This is a genomic window from Microbacterium sp. NPDC090281, from assembly GCF_044769635.1.
Taxonomy (GTDB): Bacteria; Actinomycetota; Actinomycetes; order Actinomycetales; family Microbacteriaceae; genus Microbacterium.
Genome location: NZ_JBIVYH010000001.1, coordinates 2441226 through 2456595 on the forward strand (window position 1 = coordinate 2441226; position 15370 = coordinate 2456595).

Genomic DNA, 15370 nt, shown 5'->3' on the forward strand with positions numbered 1-15370 from the left:
GAAGCGGCCACCCGCGTTTCTCTCCGTCATGCCGCGACTTCCTGGGACATGGCACTATCGAGAGGTGACAGCCGCCGACGAAGTTCGCCTCCGCGAGCTGACCGTGATGCGAAGAGTCAGGGACCGCATCGACCGGGAGTACGCGAAGCCACTCGATGTGGAGGCGCTCGCACGCGGAGTGCACATGTCGGCTGGCCATCTCAGCCGACAGTTCAAGGAAGCATATGGAGAGTCTCCGTATTCCTATCTGATGACGCGACGGATCGAACGGGCGATGGCGCTCCTGCGCCGAGGCGACCTGACGGTGACCGAAGTGTGCTTCGAGGTCGGGTGCTCATCGCTCGGCACATTCAGCACGAGATTCTCGGAACTGGTCGGTGTCGCACCCAGCGTGTACCGTGAACGCGCCGCGAACGTCGAAGGGATTCCCTCGTTCCAAGCGAAGCAGGTAACCAGACCGATCAGGAATCAAGAAGCGCCGCGTACCGGTGCGCACCTAACGTGAAGACCATGAAGATCAGCATCCACTACGCATTCCTTCCGCACACCGACGCCGAGGCGGCTCTCGCGTTCTACCGCGACGCGCTCGGTTTCGAAGTGCGCAACGATGTCGGCTACGACGGTCTCCGCTGGCTCACCGTCGGGCCGGAAGGCCAGCCGGAGACGTCGATCGTGCTGCACCCGCCGGCAACCGACCCCGGCATCACCGACACCGAGCGTCAGACGATCCTCGAGCTGATCGCCAAGGGCAGCTATGCAGCTCTGACGCTGGCGAGCGATGATGTCGACGGCCTGTTCGAGCGCCTCGTCGAAGGCGGCGCCGATGTCGTCCAAGAGCCGATGGACCAGCCGTACGGCGTTCGAGACTGCGCATTCCGCGACCCCGCAGGCAATCTGCTCCGTATCAACCAGGCCGCCTGACCATCAACCGACCCTACGAAGGACGCCGATGACCGCTGACGAGCACCCCGCCGACACCCATGACCTGATTCGGGTGCAAGGCGCACGGGAGAACAACCTGAAAGATGTCAGCGTCGACATTCCGAAACGTCGCCTGACCGTGTTCACCGGCGTGTCCGGTTCGGGGAAGAGCTCGCTCGTCTTCGACACGATCGCCGCGGAGTCTCGGCGGATGATCGACGAGACCTACAGCGCTTTCGTGCAGGGCTTCATGCCGTCGGTGCCTCGGCCAGACGTCGACATCCTCGAGGGGCTTACGACCGCGATCATCGTCGATCAGGAGCGCCTCGGCGCCAACCCGCGGTCGACTGTCGGAACCGTCACCGATGCGAACGCGATGCTCCGCATCCTGTTCAGCAAGCTCGGGCAGCCGTTCATCGGCGGACCTACGGCGTTCTCGTTCAACATCCCGACGCAGAAGGCCAGCGGGGTGATGACCGGCCCCGGCGGCGAGAAGAAGATCGTGAAGGATGCGATCTATCTCGGTGGCATGTGCCCGCGATGCGAGGGCAGGGGAGCGGTGTCCGACCTCGATCTCGCCCAGATCATCGATGAGTCCAAGTCGCTCGACGAGGGCGCCATCATGGTGCCCGGATACACCGCCGACGGGTGGATGGTGAAGGGCTTCTCGCAGTCGGGCTTCTATCCGGCTGACAAGCCGATCGCTGAGTTCACTGACAAACAACGCCATCTCTTCCTCTACGGCGAGGTCACGAAGGTGAAGATCTCCGGGATCAACATGACCTACGAGGGTCTGATCCCGAAGATCACCAAGTCGATGCTGTCGAAAGACCTCGATGCGCTGCAGCCGCACATCCGGGCGTTCGTCGAGCGGGTCGCCACTTTCGCGGTCTGCCCGGAGTGCGACGGCACCCGGCTCACGGAAGGCGCGCGCTCCTCCAAGATCGAGGGCGTCAGCATCGCGGATGCATGTCGGATGCAGGTGACAGACCTCGCCGAATGGGTGCGCGGGCTGGACCTCCCAGAAGCAGGACCGTTGCTGCAGGCGCTCAGCGCCAACCTCGATGCGTTCGTGACCCTCGGCCTCGGCTACCTCAGCCTCGAGCGCCCCTCCGGAACCCTTTCCGGGGGAGAGGCGCAGCGCATCAAGATGCTGCGCCACCTCGGGTCGTCGCTCACCGACATCACTTATGTGTTCGACGAGCCGACCATCGGGTTGCACCCGCACGACATCCAGCGGATGAACGGGCTGCTGCTCCAGCTTCGCGACAAGGGCAACACCGTGCTGGTCGTCGAGCACAAGCCCGAGACCATCGTCATCGGCGACCACGTCGTCGACCTGGGGCCGGGTGCGGGGAGTGCCGGCGGGGAGATCTGCTTCGAGGGCACGGTCGAGGGACTGAAGGCCAGCGGCACGAAGACCGGAGATCACCTCGACGATCGGGCGCAGCTGAAGGATGCGGTGCGCGCGGGCACTGGAGCGATCGAGGTCCGCGGCGCGACGGCCAACAACCTGCAGGACGTCGATGTCGACATTCCGACGGGCGTGCTCACCGTCGTGACGGGAGTGGCGGGTTCGGGTAAGAGCTCGCTCATCCACGGATCCGTTTCCAAGCGCGAGGGCGTCGTCGCTATCGACCAGGCCGCGATCAAGGGCTCTCGGCGGAGCAACCCCGCGACGTACACGGGACTTCTGGAGCCGATCCGCAAAGCCTTCGCGAAGGCGAACGGCGTCAAGCCTGCTCTGTTCAGCGCGAACTCCGAGGGAGCCTGCCCCTCCTGCAAGGGCGCTGGCGTGATCATCACTGAGCTCGGGTTCATGGACACGATCGAGACGCCCTGCGAAGACTGCGGCGGCAAGCGCTTTCAGACGAGCGTGCTCGAATACAAGCTGGCCGGCAAGGACATCACCCAGGTTCTCGATCTTCCCGTATCGGAGGCGAGAGTCTTCTTCAGCGACGGAGAAGCCAAGCTGCCTGCGGCCACGGCGATCCTCGGACGCATGGAAGACGTGGGCCTCGGATATCTGTCACTCGGACAGCCGCTTTCCACGCTGTCGGGAGGCGAGCGCCAGAGGATCAAGCTCGCGATCCAGATGGGGGAGAAGGGCGATGTCTACGTTCTCGACGAGCCCACGACGGGCCTTCACCTGGCCGATGTAGACAAGATCCTCGGGTTGCTGGATCGACTCGTCGACGCCGGCAAGACGGTGATCGTGATCGAGCATCATCAGGCGGTCATGGCACACGCGGACTGGATCATCGACATCGGGCCCGGAGCTGGCCACGACGGTGGAAAGGTCGTGTTCGAGGGAACGCCGACCGATTTGGTATCCCAAAAATCGACACTCACGGGGGAGCACCTCGCCGAGTACGTCGGCGCTTGATGGTTTCGGAGGGATGCCGCGCTGCTGCGTCCCTCCGAAACCGCTGCGGGATGCTTCAGTCTCGGCGGGCGATGATCGTGTACGTGCAGGGCACCAGGTCACGTTCGCTCGCCGGCCAGGCGTAGCCGCCGGGAACCTCGAGCATGCGGTCGCTGAACTGCCACGGCAGGGTTCGACCTTCATCGAAGTGAACGAGTCTGAGGCCGGCCCGGAGCAGCGCGCCGAGGATCTCGGACAGCGGGTGCGGCCACTCGTACGTGCGGGTATGAGCGGTGCGCCCGTCTCCTGCATAGGTGGAGTCGTCATCCCATTGCTGGGCGTGCCCGGTCGCGAAATAGGGGTAACGGGTGATCAGTCCTGGGGCGTCCTCATCCAGCGCATAGAGCGCCGGATGGCCGTCACGGATGAAGAACGTGCCGCCGGGACGGAGCAATGCCACGATCTGCGCAGCCCACCGGTCCAAGTCGTCGAGCCAGGTGATCGTCCCGATGCTCGTGTAGACGACATCGAAGTCGCCTTCCACTGCGGCTCGTGCGTCGAGGACGTCGGTCTCCACCCAGGTCGCCTCGACGCCCAGACGCGTCGCAAGGTCGCTGGCGGCACGAAGCGCGGACGGCGAGAAGTCGACGCCGGTGACCTTCGCGCCGGCGCGCGCCAGGGAGATCGTGTCGGTGCCGATGTGACATTGGAGGTGACACAGGTCGAGCCCGGACAGACTTCCTGATGGAAGGAACGCAGACATCGTCTCAAGATCGTCACGCACGACGTCGCTGAGATGGCTTGGCTCGTCAAAGACGTCGAGCCCGTAGGCGTTCTCATGCAACGGGACTCGATCTTCCCAGTTCTCCTGGTTCGCGTCCCGTGCGGATTCCCAGTCGATGTCGACATTGTTTCCGTTCACGATGTGAGCCTATCGAGCGCCGCTCTCGCATCGTGTGGGATATCCGATAATGCACATTATGTCAGTTCATGTGAACGAGGTCACTCCCCGCCGTCGAAGATCTGCCGGGCACGGCTCACGATGTCGTCGAGTCGAGATTGCAGGTACGGGCCGGGACACTCGGTGCCCGACCAGGTCTCCCGATGCGTGATGACATGCTCCCGGTCGATCGTGAACGACACCGGCACGCCGTCCAGACTCTTGCCATCAAAAGTCGCGAGCCACGCGATCATCTGCGCGAGTTCTTCCAGCTGAGCGTCCGTCACGGTGTACTCAGGCGCACCCGTGGCGTTCAGAGTCTCCACTGCCACGGATCGCCAGTTCCAGTCGGCTCCGGTTGCGGACGGTTTCGCGCCTGGGCGAATCAACTCGATGACTGATCCATCATTGCGCAGATAGAAGGTCGGCGCGGACGACCGCTTGTTGCAGCGCGAGAGGAAATCCAACTGGTCCGCCGTCGTACCGGTGTGGTGGATAACGAACCGATCGATGACCGGCGTGACCGCGTGACCGTCGCTACCCGCGGTGTCACGATGAGCCCGGACGGTGGGGTTCGCACAGTCCGTGAACCCGAGAGGCGCTTCGAGGCCTCTCACCGCACGCTCGTAGACGGGGGCATATTCCGACAGCTCTCTCGGGTTGTCCGGATCCAGGGTCGTCGTCTCGTTGTCGGGCGCCGCCGAGGTCGTCGCTAACCACACTCCCGCTGCGGTAACGACAACACCCGTGCCGGCAGCGAGGAGGAAGCGCCGACGGGTGTGTGCCAAAGGTCCTGCGACGGGGTCGGGCGGCAGAGAGTGCGACATTCGCCTATTCAACACGCGCCCGACAGGAACGGGGAGACGGACACAGCCCCCGCCGCCAGGATCACCCTCTCCCCCCGTGCGAGGATCGATGCGTGCACCCGACCACCCATGAGCCGCCCGGCTATGCGTGTCCGTTCTGCAGGTTCCAACAGGGTCTGTTCGACGAACACAGCACGCCGTCCGACGTGGTCGCCGTCACAGACCGCGCATTCGCCCGGATTGCTCCGAAATGGTGGCCGGGAAACCCCGGAGCTGCGCTCGTCATCCCGCGGACACATGTGGAGAACATCTATGAACTGTCACCGGAGGATGGCTTCGCCGTGTGGGATCTGACGCAGAAGGTGGCGATCGGCATCCGGTCGTCGTACGGATGCGAGGGGACCTCGATCCGGCAGCACAATGAGCCCGCAGGAGGCCAGGACGTCTGGCACCTGCACGTGCATGTGTTCCCCCGCTATCCGGGTGATCTTCTGTACCAACGGCACGGCGACGCGGACTGGGTGGATTCCGACCATCGCGCGACATTCGCATCGAGACTCAGGGCCGCCCTGGGGATGCCGTTCGCGCTCGATTGATCGCCCGTCTGGACCGGCCGGGCAGGCGCTGCAAGGATGATTCGATGGCTCTCACCGGCAGCGACTCCACACGTCTCGTCATCCTCCGCGGCGATGCGGCGTCGGGAAAGACGACGACGGCGACGGCACTGCGGTCCGAACTCGGCGAGCGGGTCGCCCTCATTTCGCAGGATCACTTTCGCCGCGAATTGTTGCACGGCGCCGATCGACTGCAACGTTCTCGAGATGCGAGCATCCTGATCACCGGCACCGCCCGGCAGGCGCTGGATCTCGGATACGACGTCATCCTCGACGGAATCTTCAATCTGCGCGACTACTCGGACGCTTTCGAACGGCTACACCGCGAACACCGCGGAACGACGCTGATCTACCAGTTCGATGTCGGACTCGACGAGACGATTCGGCGACACGCCGGCAGGCCGCTCGCACACGAGTTCGGGGAAGACGAGATCCGCCGATGGCACGACGGGTGGCAACCACTCCCCTGGTTCGATGAGCGGCGCGTCGGCCCGGAGACGACCACCGATCAGCTCTTGAAGAGCATCCTCGAAGATCTCGGCCACTGCAGGGCCCAGCGACGGCACCTCGGTATGTAGGATCACCGGATGGCGGACGACATAGACATCTCTCCAGTGGTGGCCCTCTCGGAGAGCGATGCTCCGCAGATCGAGGCCTTGCTCCCCCAGCTGTCGTCGACCGCCACATTCGACCTCGACCGACTGAGGACCCTGATCGCCGCGCCGGACAGCCATCTGTTCCTGGCCCGTGAGCAAGATCGGATCGTCGGGATGGCGACGCTGGTGACCTTGCCGCTCGTCACCGGCTGGCGCGGCATCGTCGAGGATGTCGTCGTCGATCGTCGGGCACGCGGCCGCGGGATCGCCCGCCTCCTGCTCACAGCGATCATCGACGAGTCGACGCGACGGCGGCTCCGCACGCTCGACCTCACCTCTCGCCCTGAGCGCGAGTCCGCGATTCGCTTGTACGAGTCACTGGGGTTCGAGCGTCGAGAAACCAAGGCTCTGCGGTGGGTACCGGCTCCAGCGTGATGCTGCACACTCTGTCGGTGTCTGCGCTACCGCGGTCTCAGATGGCTGTGCACGAGCATGTCTCTGCGCTCATCACCGATCTTCTGCCACGAACGGAGCAGGCCTTCGCGCTCGTACCCTGCCTGTTCAGCTGTCCGAAGTGAGGCAACGTTCGTTGGATCGATGTGTACCTGCAGACGATGCACATCCGGCAGGTGCCATGCCCACTCCGTGAGGGTGCGCAACGCGCCGAGCGCGTATCCCCGACGGCGCCGTGCAGGCCGGATCCAATAGCCGATGGTGGCGCGTCCCTGATCCCGTTCTCGAAGCCAGAGACCGATCTGCCCCACGCATTCTTCGTCCGCTTCGATCGCGAACGAGTATCCGACACCGGTGGCTGCTCGTTCGTGCTGCCGCGCCAGCCATTCCTCCGCGAGTCCGGGATCAGCAACGGTGGGAACGGTGGTGACGTCCGTGATCGAAGGATCCGACGATGCGTCTCGTACGGCGTCGACATCACGAGCCTCGAACGGGCGGAGGACGACTCCGAGTCCGGAGATTCGTGGGACTGTGATTGCCGGGCGCGCCACCATCACCCCAGTATCGCGCTCAGAGATCGCGACTGTAGGTGATCATGGGCTCGCCTCCGAGCGGGTGAGGACCCGGACCGGAGATCGGCTCGAACCCCTCCCCCTCGTAGAACCGGATGGCCGGGTTCCCTTGCCTCACAGCGAGCTCGATCGTGGAGAACCCGGCGTCCTTCGAGGCTTGCACCGCGTCCTGCAGAAGAGCACGGCCGGTGCCCAGTCCGGAAGACGCTGGCAGCACGGCGATCCGCTCCAGCACCGCTACCGTCGCATCGCCCGACTTCGGTGCGGTCAGGGCGAAACCGACTAAGGGGGCCCCGTGAGCGCGAACCGGATGAGAGGACCGTCGAACAGCGTCCGCATGCGTTCTGCGACCGTCTCCGCGTCGACATCGCCGTCGCGGTGACGAAGCGCCTGCACCCAGACATCTAGGCACTTCGCTATGTCCTCGGGAACGCTCCCCGCCACGATGTCGGTCATACCCGCAATCGTCGCACGCGCACGAGACCGCCGATGCCGGGTTCGAGTGCTACTGCGTGGACCAGACTCCGAGCTCGTTGCCCGTCGGGTCGGCGAAGTGCAGGCGGCGCCCGCCGGGGAACTCATACGGCTCTTGGAGGATCGTGCCGCCGGCCTTCTCGATGGCTGCCTTCGTAGCGTCGAGATCGTCGGAATAGAGAAGCACCAGGGGGCCGCCGACAGGACGTGCCTCGTCGGCGAGCATCAGGCCGCCGGCTTCGTTGCCGTCGCCGCGCGGGGACACGATTCCCGCATACCCGGGCCCGTAGTCATTGAAACTCCAGCCGAACGCGTCAGCGAAGAAACGCTTCGATGACGCGAGATCGGTGACGACGAGCTCGACGTAGTCGAGTGAGTGGTGCAGAGGTGAACTGGTCATGGCGCCACCGTAGCCACCACCACCGACATCGCACCGCGGTCGCCGGCGGCGTGCCGCCGGAGGAGTAGCGTTGAGGCGTGCCGCAGGTCTCCCACTCCCCCGTCTCGACACCGGGATGGCGAGCGTGGGTGATCTGGTCTGTCGGAGTCGCGGCCTACGTGCTGGCGATCACGAACCGCACATCTCTCGGGGCGGTCGGCGTCGAAGCGGCGGACCGGTTCCAGGCGGACGCGTCGACGCTCGCCCTGTTCGCCGTGGTTCAGCTCGCCGTATACGGCGGAATGCAGATCCCCGTCGGCGTGCTTCTCGATCGCTTCGGCTCCCGACCGATCATGACGATCGGCATGTTCCTCATGGCCGCAGGGCAGCTGACCATGGCCCTCTCCCCCAGCATCGGCATCGCGATCTTCGCGCGTGTGCTGCTCGGCGCCGGCGATGCCGCGATCTTCCCCGCCGTGCTGCGTCTCGTCGCGACCTGGTTTCCGGCCCAGCGCGGACCCCTCATGGTGCAGTTCACCGGGATCATCGGTCAGGCCGGCCAGCTGATCGCCCTGGTCCCCCTCGCCGCGCTCCTCCACGCCACGAGTTGGACCATCACGTTCGGCAGCATCGCCGGACTCGGGGTGCTGTTCACGGTCCTCGTCGCCCTGGTCATTCGCAACCACCCCGCCGAACGCGGCGCCGACGTCACGGTGAATACCGATACCGGTGTCGTCCGCGTCGTCACGTCCGCGATAGATACCGGAGTCGGCATACGTGCGGCCTGGGCACATCCGGGCACGCGTCTGGCGTTCTGGTCGCACTTCACGACACCATTCGCAGGCACCGCCTTCGTGCTGTTGTGGGGGATGCCGTTCCTCACAGCGGCTGAGGGGCTCGATACCGCCCATGCCGCCGGAATCATCTCGGTATATGTCATTGCGGGCATGCTTCTCGGACCGATCATCGGCGACCTCTCCCGTCGACTTCCGAATCATCGCTCGCTCGCTCTGGTACTCCCGGCCGTCGGCGTGCAGATGGCGGCGTGGATCGTCGTCATCTCATTGCCGGACACGGCGCCGATCTGGCTCCTCTACGTGCTGGCGATCGCCCTCGCGACCGGCGGTCCTGCCTCGATGATCGCGTTCGACCACGCCAGGACGCACAACCCGACCCACCGTCTGAGCACGGCCACGGGTGTGACGAACGCCGGCGGTTTCATCGCCGCGCTCATCGCGATCTTCCTCATCGGTCTCGCGCTCGACCTGCAGGGCGCCGGCACCCCCGAGACGTATTCGCTCGAGGCCTTCCGGATCGCCTTCCTGATGCCGATCCCGCTGTGGATCATCGGCACGGTGTTCATCCTGATCGAGCGAAAGCGGACCCGGATCCGGATGGGTCTCGATCCAGAACGCCGACGCTGAGCACTCTGGATCGGGCTTCTCGCGGGGTGGGTCGCATCCGTCGGCTTCTCGTCGACGAGGGAGCTCAACGCCCGCGCGGAGTCCATCCCGACGGCAGCGGACCGTCCTGCACACCACGTTCCTGGTCCGCGCGCGCAGACCAGCCCTGTGCGTAGCCGACGGTGTCGAACGCACCACGTGCCAGCCGAAGCCCGACGTCATCGTGATGCATGCGCGGGGCTCCACCGCGGCGGACCGACGCACGCACGCTCCAGGCATCATCGGCGAATCCACCCCCGCGGAACACTCGATAGTCGTCATAGCGAGCCGGATCGAGGAGATCCCAGCACCATTCCCAGACGTTGCCGAGTGTGTCGAAGAGACCGTTGAGGTTCGGCAGCTTGCCACCGATGTCCTGCGGCGACGACACCCCGTCCGCACTGGTCCACGCCGCGTCTGCGAGCGGAGCGTAGTGCGGGCCTGTCGAACCCGCTCGGCACGCGTACTCCCACTCCGCTTCGGTCGGGAGCCGATATCCATCCGCCGTCGTATCCCAGGTCACGTCTTCGCCGTCGAAGAAATAGACCTGGTCCAATCCTTCCCACTCGGAGGCGGCGTTGCAGAAGTGCACGGCGCGCAGCCAGCTGAGGTCCGTTGCGGGGCGCCGAGGACGCTGCACGGGGATGCCGAGAACCTCTGCGAGCTGCTCTTCGGTCACCGGGTACACGCCGATCTCGAACGGCTCGAGCACGACGTCGCGCTGCTCATCGCGACGTGCATCGTTCAGCGTCAACGCACCGGCGGAGATGCGTGCCAGTTCGAAGTCGCTCACGATGCGCCGCGCAAGCGGGGCCACACGTGATTCACGACGGCACCCGCTCCACCCACGTCGGATACTTCGCCGCGCGCCCATCCCCCGACGATGTTCGCGTCACTCGCCGACGCACCCACGGACCGACGAACTCCCGGTAATACGCGAGACCCGAAGGCCCCGAACGCAGCCTGTCAGTCGGTGCCCACCACTCCTCCGGAGGCTCAAGTCCCAGCGCGTGCAGCACCCGGGCCGCCACCCGGTGATGACCGGCCGCACTCATGTGCAGACGGTCATCGGCCCAATAGGCATCCCGGGAAAGCTCACGATCGGGCCAATTCAGCGCCCGGATCACGTCGGGGCGCTCTTCGATGCGTCTCAGCACTGCATCGGAGAGCAGATCTCCTCGGCGCTGGACGAGCGAGCCCATCGGAAGCTGCCCGCTCGGATTCGCTCCGGAGAGGAGGATCATCGTCACGCCCTCCTCGTCGCACCGACGCAACACTCGGCTGAATGCATCGGCGATGTGCTCGACATCGGTGCGAGGACGCAGCATGTCATTGCCACCCCCGTTGAATGAGAGGTGCGTGGGGCGTAGGGCGAGTGCGGGTTCGAGCTGCTGCTCTACGATCGGCCAGGCGAGCTTGCCCCTGATCGCGAGGTTCGCATACTGGATCGAATGTCCAGCAGCATCGGCCCATCCTTGGGCCGCGAGGTCAGCCCAGCCGCGCTCCCGCCCATCCGGGAGGACGTCACCGACTCCCTCTGTGAACGAGTCGCCGATCGCCACGAACCGCACATCTGCCATCGTCCCAGCCTATTGCGGGTCGGCGACACCTGGCGTCAACGGTCGTCGAGCGCTTGGCCACCTCGATCGAGCAGCCCCCATGCCGCCGCGGCCGCGACGAGGAAGCACACGCCGAACACGGCGAACAGCAGCGGCGCCCCACCGGCGATCAGCAGCACCGGCACGGACAGTGGCGCCACGATCGACGCGATCCGGCCCACGCCGGCTGCCCAGCCCGCGCCTGTCCCCCGCAACGACGTCGGATAGATCTCAGGAGTGACGGCATACAGAGCACCCCAGGCGCCGAGGTTGAAGAACGACAGCGCCATGCCTGCGGCGATGATCGCGCCTTCGGTCGTCGCGGTACCGAACACGACCGCGGAGACGGCCGACCCGAGAAGGAACACGGACAGAGTCAGCCGTCGTCCCCAGACCTCGATCAGCCACGCGGCGACCGCGTAGCCCGGAAGCTGCGCCAAAGTGATGATCAGCGTGAAGCCGAACGAGCGCACCAGATCGAAACCGGCATCCACGAGAATGCTGGGGATCCAGATGAAGGCTCCGTAATAGGCGAAGTTCACGCCCAACCACACCACCCACAGGCACAGTGTGCGCACGCGGAATTCGGGGTTCCAGAGCGTTGCCAGCCGCGCTCGGGCGGTGACCGCGATCGCTCGTGACGCGGGCTCCTTGCGAATAGCCGGAGCCGTCCCCACACCAGCGTCAGCCTCGAACGCCGAGACGATGCGGTCGGCTTCGGCTATGCGTCCGCGCGACGCGAGCCACCGTGGCGACTCCGGCATACGCCAGCGAACGAACAGTGCGTACGCCGCGGGGATCGCACCGAGTGCGAATGCCCAGCGCCAACCGTCGTCGGATGCCGGGATCACCAGGAATCCGATGACCGCGGCGGCGGTCCACCCGAGAGCCCAGAAAGCTTCGAGCACGACGATCAGACGGCCGCGGATCCGAGCGGGAGCGAACTCGCTCACATAGGTCGACGCGACCGGGAGTTCGGCGCCGAGGCCGAGGCCCACGAGGAACCGCAGCAACAGGAGCGCCGCGAGCCCACCGACAAGCGCACTGGCGCCGGTCGCGATGCCGTACACGAGTAGTGTGAGCGCGAACACCTGCCGTCGCCCGAAGCGGTCGGCCAAGAGGCCGCCGAGAGTCGCGCCGATCGCCATGCCGATGAAGCCGACCGACGCGATCCAACCGGCCTCGCCCTTGGACAGCCCCCACTGTTGTGTGAGCGCCGCCAGGATGAAGGAGATCAGCCCCACATCCATCGCGTCCAGCGCCCAGCCGAGCCCCGATCCGGTGAGCAGGCGGAGGTGTCGGCGCGTGAACGGCAGGACGTCCAGGCGCTCAGCCAGCGATGAGCGGCTCGGCAGGGCGGTGTTGGCCATGCTCCTCATCGTAGAGCCGAGCGTCGGGCGTCCCGCGCGCGATGTCGTCAGTCCTGGGCGTCGAGGATCCGCTTGACCCGCGGGATCACCTCGGTGCCGTAGAGCTCGATGCTCCGCAGCATCGATTCGTGCGACAGGGTGCCGGTGGCGTACTTCAGGTCGAAGCGGCCGAGCCCCAGGGTCGTGATCGTGTCGGCGATCTTCGCCGCTACTCGGTCCGGCGAACCCGAGTAGATCGCTCCTTCGGGCCCGACGTCGTTCTGGAAACGTGCGCGGCTGTAGGCCGGCCATCCCCGCTCACGGCCGATGGTGTTGTTCATCGCCTCGAATCCGGAGTAAGCGGCATCCCATGCTTCAGCGTCCGTCTCGGCGATGTGTCCTGGCGAATGCACGGAGATCGGGTGCGAAGTCGTGCCGAAAGAGGCGACGGAACGGTGATACAGATCGACGAAGGGCTTGAATCGATGGGCCGGACCGCCGATGATCGCCAGCATGAGACCGAGGCCGTGGCGTGCGACGCGCACCACCGACTCAGGGCTGCCGCCGACGCCGACCCAGGTGCGCAGACCCTTCTCGGTCTTCGGGAAGACGTTCGCGTCCTCCAAAGAGGCACGCATCGTTCCCGACCAGGTGACGGGCTCTTCCTTGAGAAGCTCGACGAACAGTTCGAGCTTCTGCTCGAAGAGCGCGTCGTAGTCACGCAGGTCGTACCCGAACAGAGGGAACGATTCGATGAAGGAACCGCGACCGAGAACGACTTCGGCTCGTCCGTTCGACACGGCGTCCAGCGTCGAGAAGCGTTCGAAAACCCGCACGGGGTCATCCGATGAGAGCACCGTCACCGCGGTGCCGAGTCGGATGCGCTCGGTGCGAGCCGCGATCGCGGCGAGGACCATCTCCGGCGACGAGACGGCGAACTCCTTGCGGTGATGCTCCCCCACCCCGAAGAAGTCGACACCGACCGTGTCGGCGAGTTCCGCCTGAGCCACGACGTTGCGGATCGTCTGAGCTCCGCTGAGGAGCTCTCCATCCGTGTCTCTCGTGATGTCGCCGAAGGTGTCCAGCCCGAATTCGATGCTCATGTCATCCCTTTCCATTCAGGTGAATGAACACGAGTCGACCACGCCGCATTCCCGTCAGCGTGGAAGCAGTGCGGTGCGCAGCGTGTCGAGGCCGACGCCGCCCATGTCCAATGCGCGCTTGTGGAAGTCCTTGAAGGAGAAAGCGTCGCCCTGTTCGTCGCGGACCGCATCGCGGACCTGCTCCCAGATGCGTTGTCCGACCTTGTAGGACGGCGCCTGTCCGGGCCAGCCCAGGTAGCGGTTGACCTCGAACTGCACGAACTGGTCGGACATGTTGACGTTGCGGCGCATGAAGTCGAGCGCGTAATCCGCGTCCCACACCCCGGTGCCATCGAGACGGGGCTTGCCGAGGTGCACACCGATGTCGAGCACCACGCGGGCCGCGCGCATCCGCTGTCCGTCGAGCATGCCGAGTCGATCAGCCGGGTCGTCGAGGTATCCGACCTGCTCCATCAGGCGCTCGGCGTACAGTGCCCACCCCTCGGCATGCCCCGAGGTGCCGGCCAGCAGCCGGCGCCAGGAGTTGAGTTCGGCGCGGTTGTACACGGCCTGTGCGATCTGGAGGTGGTGTCCGGGCACGCCCTCGTGGAAGACCGTGGTGAGCTCACGCCAGGTGTCGAACTCCGTGACGCCCTCGGGAACCGACCACCACATGCGCCCGGGACGGGAGAAGTCATCCGTCGGACCTGTGTAGTAGATGCCACCCTCCTGGGTGGGCGCGATCATGCACTCGAGAGTACGGATCGCCTCGGGGATGTCGAAGTGCGAAGCGCCGAGTTCGGCGATCGCACGGTCACTCGTCTCCTGCATCCACTTCTGCAGTGCCTCGGTGCCGACCAGCTTGCGGGCGGGGTCGGACTCCAGGTGCGCCACGGCCTCCTCGACGGAAGCATTAGGGAGGATCTCGTTCGCGATCGCGGTCTGCTCCGCCACCATCCGCGCGAGCTCTTCACGGCCCCACTCGTATGTCTCATCGAGGTCGATCGTCGCGCCGAGGAAGCGGCGGGAATTCAACGCATACAACTCACGTCCTACGGCGTCGACCTCGCCAGCCGCGGGCGCGAGCTCTTCCGCGAGGAAGCGGCGCAGCTCGTCGTAGGCGACACGTGCGGCGGCAGAGTTGTCGGCGAGGGTGCGCGCGAGAGATGCAGGCAACTGCCCCTCGTCGGGATCGGCATCCGCGACGAAGGCGGCGAAGAAGCCATCGTCTGCGGTGTAGCGGTCGATCTGCGTCGCCACTTCGACGACCTGGCGGCGCGCCGGCATGACGCCTTCGGCGATCCCGGTCCGAAGAGTCTCGACGTACCCGCGGAGGGCGTTGGGGACAGCAGCGAGCCTGGTCGCGATCACGTCCCAGTCGTCGACGGTCGCGGTGGGCATCAGATCGAATGCCGCGCGCACATCCTGCGCCGCCGACGCGATGACGTTGAGGTCGCGCAGATGCCACTTCGCGTCGTGCAGCTCGAGGTCGAGACGAAGCTCCGCACTGAGGTCGGTCTTGGTCACCTCATCGATCGCATCGACAGGCTCGAGCGCTGCGAGCTTGTCGAGCGTCGTGCGGGTCGCCGCGGCGATCTCTTCGTGCCCGGCGGGGCTCAAGTCGCCGAAGCGATCGTTCACCTCATCGCGGCCGATGTACGTCCCGAGCGTGGGCGCCAGTACCGCGATCGTGTCGACCCATTCATCGGCGACGGCGTCGATGGCGGAAGAGGTTCGGGGAGCTGAAGTCATAGCTGCCAGCCTAATCCCCGACCCCCT

The 15370-nt window shown here is 65.6% G+C and carries 18 protein-coding genes; 7 read left to right on the top strand and 11 right to left on the bottom strand.

The features are described from left to right. The first annotated feature begins 28 nt into the window (after positions 1-28). From ACIQTX_RS11720 to ACIQTX_RS11730, 3 genes are read left to right on the top strand one after another with little or no spacing between them, the layout of a single operon-like run. The gene (locus ACIQTX_RS11720) at positions 29-505 is read left to right on the top strand and encodes a helix-turn-helix transcriptional regulator (RefSeq protein WP_105525379.1); all 477 of its coding nucleotides are present in this window, start codon (positions 29-31) and stop codon (positions 503-505) included. 5 nt (positions 506-510) lie between these two features. Then, positions 511-921 carry a VOC family protein gene (locus ACIQTX_RS11725; protein WP_028501881.1) on the top strand — a complete coding sequence of 137 codons (411 nt, stop codon included), beginning with the start codon at positions 511-513 and terminating at the stop codon, positions 919-921. A 28-nt stretch (positions 922-949) separates the two neighbouring features. Then, positions 950-3307 carry an ATP-binding cassette domain-containing protein gene (locus ACIQTX_RS11730; protein ID WP_402972269.1) on the top strand — a complete coding sequence of 786 codons (2358 nt, stop codon included), beginning with the start codon at positions 950-952 and terminating at the stop codon, positions 3305-3307. A gap of 55 nt (positions 3308-3362) precedes the next feature. On the opposite strand, the gene ACIQTX_RS11735 is transcribed toward ACIQTX_RS11730, so the two are convergent. Then, the gene (locus ACIQTX_RS11735) at positions 3363-4208 is read right to left on the bottom strand and encodes a class I SAM-dependent methyltransferase (RefSeq protein ID WP_402972271.1); all 846 of its coding nucleotides are present in this window, start codon (positions 4206-4208) and stop codon (positions 3363-3365) included. A gap of 80 nt (positions 4209-4288) precedes the next feature. Next, positions 4289-5053, bottom strand: coding sequence for a peptidoglycan recognition family protein (locus ACIQTX_RS11740; protein ID WP_402972273.1), 765 nt, complete (start codon positions 5051-5053; stop codon positions 4289-4291). Between the two features lie 92 nt (positions 5054-5145). On the opposite strand from ACIQTX_RS11740, the gene ACIQTX_RS11745 reads away from it, so the two are divergent. The 3 genes from ACIQTX_RS11745 to ACIQTX_RS11755 are packed head-to-tail and all read left to right on the top strand — an operon-like array spanning position 5146 to position 6677. Then, a complete protein-coding gene (locus tag ACIQTX_RS11745) occupies positions 5146-5628 on the top strand; it encodes an HIT family protein (protein ID WP_402972275.1) in 483 nt (160 codons plus the stop codon). Positions 5629-5672: 44 nt separating this feature from the next. Next, complete coding sequence (locus tag ACIQTX_RS11750) at positions 5673-6224, top strand: AAA family ATPase (RefSeq protein ID WP_402972277.1); 552 nt, start codon at positions 5673-5675, stop codon at positions 6222-6224. 9 nt (positions 6225-6233) lie between these two features. After that, entirely contained in the window at positions 6234-6677 is a 444-nt protein-coding gene (locus tag ACIQTX_RS11755) for a GNAT family N-acetyltransferase (protein WP_402972279.1), read from the top strand. A gap of 26 nt (positions 6678-6703) precedes the next feature. On the opposite strand, the gene ACIQTX_RS11760 is transcribed toward ACIQTX_RS11755, so the two are convergent. From ACIQTX_RS11760 to ACIQTX_RS11775, 4 genes are read right to left on the bottom strand one after another with little or no spacing between them, the layout of a single operon-like run. Beyond that, positions 6704-7249 carry a GNAT family N-acetyltransferase gene (locus ACIQTX_RS11760; RefSeq protein ID WP_402972281.1) on the bottom strand — a complete coding sequence of 182 codons (546 nt, stop codon included), beginning with the start codon at positions 7247-7249 and terminating at the stop codon, positions 6704-6706. 16 nt (positions 7250-7265) lie between these two features. Further along, positions 7266-7538: a GNAT family N-acetyltransferase gene (locus tag ACIQTX_RS11765; RefSeq protein ID WP_402973040.1), complete on the bottom strand. Its 273-nt coding sequence runs from the start codon at positions 7536-7538 to the stop codon at positions 7266-7268. A gap of 11 nt (positions 7539-7549) precedes the next feature. After that, positions 7550-7723, bottom strand: coding sequence for a hypothetical protein (locus ACIQTX_RS11770; protein WP_402973079.1), 174 nt, complete (start codon positions 7721-7723; stop codon positions 7550-7552). A gap of 49 nt (positions 7724-7772) precedes the next feature. Next, entirely contained in the window at positions 7773-8141 is a 369-nt protein-coding gene (locus ACIQTX_RS11775) for a VOC family protein (protein WP_402972283.1), read from the bottom strand. 77 nt (positions 8142-8218) lie between these two features. Here ACIQTX_RS11775 and ACIQTX_RS11780 point away from each other — a divergent pair, with 77 nt between their 5' ends. Next, the gene (locus tag ACIQTX_RS11780; protein WP_402972285.1) at positions 8219-9544 is read left to right on the top strand and encodes a nitrate/nitrite transporter; all 1326 of its coding nucleotides are present in this window, start codon (positions 8219-8221) and stop codon (positions 9542-9544) included. Between the two features lie 64 nt (positions 9545-9608). Here ACIQTX_RS11780 and ACIQTX_RS11785 read toward each other — a convergent pair whose 3' ends face one another. From ACIQTX_RS11785 to ACIQTX_RS11805, 5 genes are read right to left on the bottom strand one after another with little or no spacing between them, the layout of a single operon-like run. Then, positions 9609-10355 carry a formylglycine-generating enzyme family protein gene (locus tag ACIQTX_RS11785; protein ID WP_402972287.1) on the bottom strand — a complete coding sequence of 249 codons (747 nt, stop codon included), beginning with the start codon at positions 10353-10355 and terminating at the stop codon, positions 9609-9611. A 31-nt stretch (positions 10356-10386) separates the two neighbouring features. After that, complete coding sequence (locus tag ACIQTX_RS11790; protein WP_402972289.1) at positions 10387-11142, bottom strand: SGNH/GDSL hydrolase family protein; 756 nt, start codon at positions 11140-11142, stop codon at positions 10387-10389. A gap of 35 nt (positions 11143-11177) precedes the next feature. After that, entirely contained in the window at positions 11178-12530 is a 1353-nt protein-coding gene (locus tag ACIQTX_RS11795) for an MFS transporter (RefSeq protein ID WP_402972291.1), read from the bottom strand. Positions 12531-12577: 47 nt separating this feature from the next. Further along, complete coding sequence (locus ACIQTX_RS11800) at positions 12578-13612, bottom strand: LLM class flavin-dependent oxidoreductase (RefSeq protein WP_028501862.1); 1035 nt, start codon at positions 13610-13612, stop codon at positions 12578-12580. 54 nt (positions 13613-13666) lie between these two features. Then, positions 13667-15343, bottom strand: coding sequence for a DUF885 domain-containing protein (locus tag ACIQTX_RS11805; RefSeq protein WP_402972294.1), 1677 nt, complete (start codon positions 15341-15343; stop codon positions 13667-13669). Positions 15344-15370: the final 27 nt, after the last annotated feature.